This window comes from Streptomyces sp. WELS2 (genome assembly GCF_013870595.1).
Lineage (GTDB): Bacteria > Actinomycetota > Actinomycetes > Streptomycetales > Streptomycetaceae > Streptomyces.
This window is the reverse complement of record NZ_JACBWZ010000627.1, coordinates 1-3,742: the sequence shown is the minus strand read 5'-3', so window position 1 is coordinate 3,742 and position 3,742 is coordinate 1. Positions and strand designations below refer to the sequence as shown.

The window sequence follows — 3,742 nt, the reverse complement described above, 5'->3', positions numbered from 1 at the left end:
CCGGGGGCGGTCTGGTGGTGCCGGACGCGGGCGACGGGTGGGAGGAGCCGGAGATCGAGCGCTATGCCGCCCGCGAGCGGGGCGGACGGGTGGTGGTGACCCGGGAGCGGGAGGACGGCCCGGTGGAGCCGCCCTACCCGGTGCGCGTGCGCGGGCTGGGCTGACCGCCCGGCTCACACGTAGCGGCCCTCGAACCAGGCTTTGACGGCGACGGTGTGCAGCGGGAAGGCGAGTTCCTCGGGCCTGCGCAGCAGGTGCCAGCCCTCGGTCTCGTCGGTGGGGCCGGAGGGCGGCAGTCCGTCGGCGGGGCGTTCGGGCAGCAGCCCGAACAGCAGCAGGTGTCCGTCGGGCGCGCTCATGGCGTCCACGAGCCGTACGTCGCGGGCGGCCGTGTCGATGCCGGTCTCTTCCCGGAGTTCGCGGACGACGGCCTGCTTCCAGTCCTCGCGGTGGTCGATGTAGCCGCCGGGCAGGGCCGTGCCTCCGCGTGCGGGGGCGACGGTGCGGGTGATGACGACGAGGGCCGTGCCCTTGGTGTCGTACACGGGCTGGAGCGCGATCGCGACCGGCAGCGGGTTGCGGTAGGCGACGGTCCCGCAGGACGGGCAGGTGCGCGGCCAGCCGGAGATGCCCTCTCCAAAGGGCGCTCCGCAGCTCGAACAGTGGGAGTCCGGCGCGGAATTGGCAGTGGGTCGTTGAGTTTCGGACACGCGCGGACTGTATCCGATCACAGGAGGGACGCGTTCCGGCAGCGAGCCGTCAGGAACGGTCGGATCGGGAAGAGGCGGCCGGAATCACCCCCGTCGGTCCCGGCCGCCCCCGCTGTAACACGACGCAGTCCGGGGCCTTTCGGTTCAGCGCCGTGGCCTGCTCATTTCCGGCAGCTCGCGGCAGACTGTTGACGTTACGTCAGGTTCCTTTTCATGCCGCCGACTTGCCCCACACGCGAGTCGGCGGATCCGGGCGGTCTCCACGGCGGCCCCCGCTTCCCGGACAGTGAAACGGGCCGGCGCGGGAAGGGCCACCCTCCGTGACCGCCACGGAATCCTGTGTGAACGTCTCATGAACTGAGCGCGGGCGTGCGCGGGCGGCGCCCATCATGCTCCCGTGCACTCCTGGACGGATACTCTCCGCTTCGCCTTCCAGCCGGTGGTCAATCTGAGGACGGGCGCGGTCGCCGCTCTGGAGACACTCGCCCGCCCGGAAACCGGCGACATCCTGGCCGAGGCCCGCCGGGACCCGGAACTGGACGGCAGGCTGGCCGTGCTGGCGTTCCGCGCGGCGGCGCGCAAGGAGACGCTGCTGCCGCTGCACCTGAACGTGTTCGCGGCCACGCTCGCCGACCTGGGCGGCCTCACCCCGCTGCACGACGCCGTGCGCGGCGCGGGGCGCATGCCCTGGGAGGTGACGCTCGACATCGTCCCGCCCTATACGCACGTGCCGCACCGGGCGCTGCTGGAGGCGGTGGCCGCGCTGCGCGAGCAGGGGTTCCGGATCAGCGCGGACGGCATCGGCGACGGCGACGTACCGCTCAGGCTGCTCACCGACCTCTCCCCCGGCCTGGTCAAGCTCGACGCCTCGCTGCTGGCACGGCCGGCCGCGGTACGGGCCATGCGGACGCTGTGCGAGGAGATGGGCGCACTGGTGGCGGTGGAGGGCGTGGAGACCGAGCACCAGTGTGCGGCGGCCCTGGCGGCCGGTGCGCAGCTGGCGCAGGGCGAGCTGTTCGCGCCGCCCGCCCGGATTCCCGTCGTGGACGTGTACGTTCCGTCCCTCGCGCCCGGCGTCCTGACCGCGCCCCGTTCCGGGCCGTCGGTACGGGAGTTCGTACGGCCCGCCGCCGTACTGCCGCTGTCCGCCTCGGCGGAGCGGGTGCGGGCGCTGCTGACCGGTTCCCCGGATGTCTCCGGGGTGCTGCTGGTGGACCCGGCCGGGCGGCCCGTCCGGTCGGTGCACCGCTCACGGTTCCTGCTGTCGATGTCCACCCGCTACGGACACGCCCTGTACGCCGACCGGCCGGCGCACAAGCTGGGCGACCCGCCCCGCACGGTCGGGGTGGACGCGACGGCCTGGGAGGTGCTGGACGTGGTGGCGGTCGGCGGCCGGGACCGCACCTCGGACGATGTGGCGGTGGTGGACGGACAGGGCCGGTGCGTGGGGGTCGTACGGCTGGCCGACCTGGTGCGGGCGCTGGCCGAGAGCCGGGTGGAGGAGGCGGCCGGGCTCAACCCGCTGACCAGGCTGCCCGGTTCCGACGCGATCGTGGGCGAGGTGGACCGGCGGATCGCCGAGGGGCGGGCGTTCGCGCTCAGCTGGCTGGACATCGACCACTTCAAGCAGGTCAACGACGGAGCCGGGTTCGCCGCGGGCGACGAGCTGATCCGCGCGGTCGGCGGCGCGCTCCAGCGGGCGGCGGGGCAGGCGCGGGTGGGGCACATCGGCGGGGACGACTTCCTGGTGCTGGCCGACGAGGAGGCGCTCGATCCGCTGGTGGCGACCGTGCTGGACGCGTCCTGGACGGCGGGCGGACGGCCGGTCACGCTGTCCGTGGCCACCGTCGTCTGCGCTCCGGGCAGCGTCGGCGACCACCACCAGGCCGCCGCCCGGCTCGCTCCGCTGAAGAAGGCGGCCAAGGCGCTGCACGGCGGAAGCTGGGTGCTCGGCCGGGCCGGCCTGCCCGGCCACGAGATCCGGCGCGGCTTCGCCGGGCCGGCCCCCGCGCCGGCCGGGTTCGCGGCCGCCGAGCCACAGCGGTGAACGGCCCGTCCCGGCGGCCTGTGACGGGGCGGTGGCCGACGGGGCGGTGCGACCGTCGGCGTCCACAGCCTTGACGCCCCTGCGACGCCGGTGAAAACTTCCCGGTGTCAGACGACATCGCCGTACATTTTCGGTGTTATCGGGCACCAGGGCACGGGTCTGTCCCGTCGCACGGCCCGTACCCCGGTCGGCGGGGGTACGGGCCGTGTCCGCGGGCGGCGGCGAAGGACGCGGTCCGGCGGCGGTCAGCCGATGGCGGCCCGGCGGCGTTCGGCCGTGTACGCCATCGCGTGCCTGACGAGGCCGATGAGCACCTCCTTGACCGATTCCCGGTCCCGGGCGTCGCACAGCAGCAGCGGCACGCCGTCGTCCAGGTCCAGCGCCTGGCGGACGGCCTCGGCGGGGTACCGCGCGGCGTCCTCGAAGCAGTTGACGCCGACCAGGAAGGGTATGGAACGCCGCTCGAAGTAGTCGACGGCGGCGAAGCAGTCCTCCAGGCGGCGGGTGTCGGCGAGGACGACGGCACCGAGGGCGCCCTCGGACAGTTCGTCCCACATGAACCAGAACCGTTCCTGCCCGGGGGTGCCGAAGAGGTAGAGCACCAGGTTCTCGCGCAGGGTGATGCGGCCGAAGTCCATGGCCACCGTGGTGGTGTGCTTGCCCTCCACACCGCTGATGTCGTCGACCGGCCGCCCGGCCTCGGTGAGCAGTTCCTCGGTGCGCAGCGGTCTTATCTCGCTGACCGCGCCGACGAGGGTGGTCTTGCCCACGCCGAAGCCGCCGGCCACCAGGATCTTGAGCGTGACGGGCTCGACCGGGGGCTTGCCGCGCTCAGAACGCCCGAAGATCATCGATCTCTTCTCCTGCTTGATGGGGGTCGGGCGACGGTCGGCCGTGGCCGCCGCCACCGGGGGTTTCGATGACGAGTACGTCTCCGGGACGGACACCGGCCGTACCGCTCCCGCCGAGGTCGGCGACCGTGCCA

Annotated in this window: 3 protein-coding genes; 1 reads left to right on the top strand and 2 read right to left on the bottom strand. The window is 73.5% G+C overall.

Going from position 1 to position 3,742, the window contains the following annotated elements:
- Positions 1-173 precede the first annotated feature (173 nt).
- Positions 174-710, bottom strand: coding sequence for an NUDIX domain-containing protein (locus tag H5J33_RS26975; RefSeq protein WP_181797449.1), 537 nt, complete (start codon positions 708-710; stop codon positions 174-176).
- 397 nt (positions 711-1,107) lie between these two features.
- On the opposite strand from H5J33_RS26975, the gene H5J33_RS26970 reads away from it, so the two are divergent.
- Entirely contained in the window at positions 1,108-2,757 is a 1,650-nt protein-coding gene (locus H5J33_RS26970) for a GGDEF domain-containing protein (protein ID WP_181797448.1), read from the top strand.
- Positions 2,758-3,002: 245 nt separating this feature from the next.
- On the opposite strand, the gene H5J33_RS26965 is transcribed toward H5J33_RS26970, so the two are convergent.
- Positions 3,003-3,608: an ATP/GTP-binding protein gene (locus tag H5J33_RS26965; RefSeq protein ID WP_181797451.1), complete on the bottom strand. Its 606-nt coding sequence runs from the start codon at positions 3,606-3,608 to the stop codon at positions 3,003-3,005.
- Between the last annotated feature and the right edge of the window lie 134 nt (positions 3,609-3,742).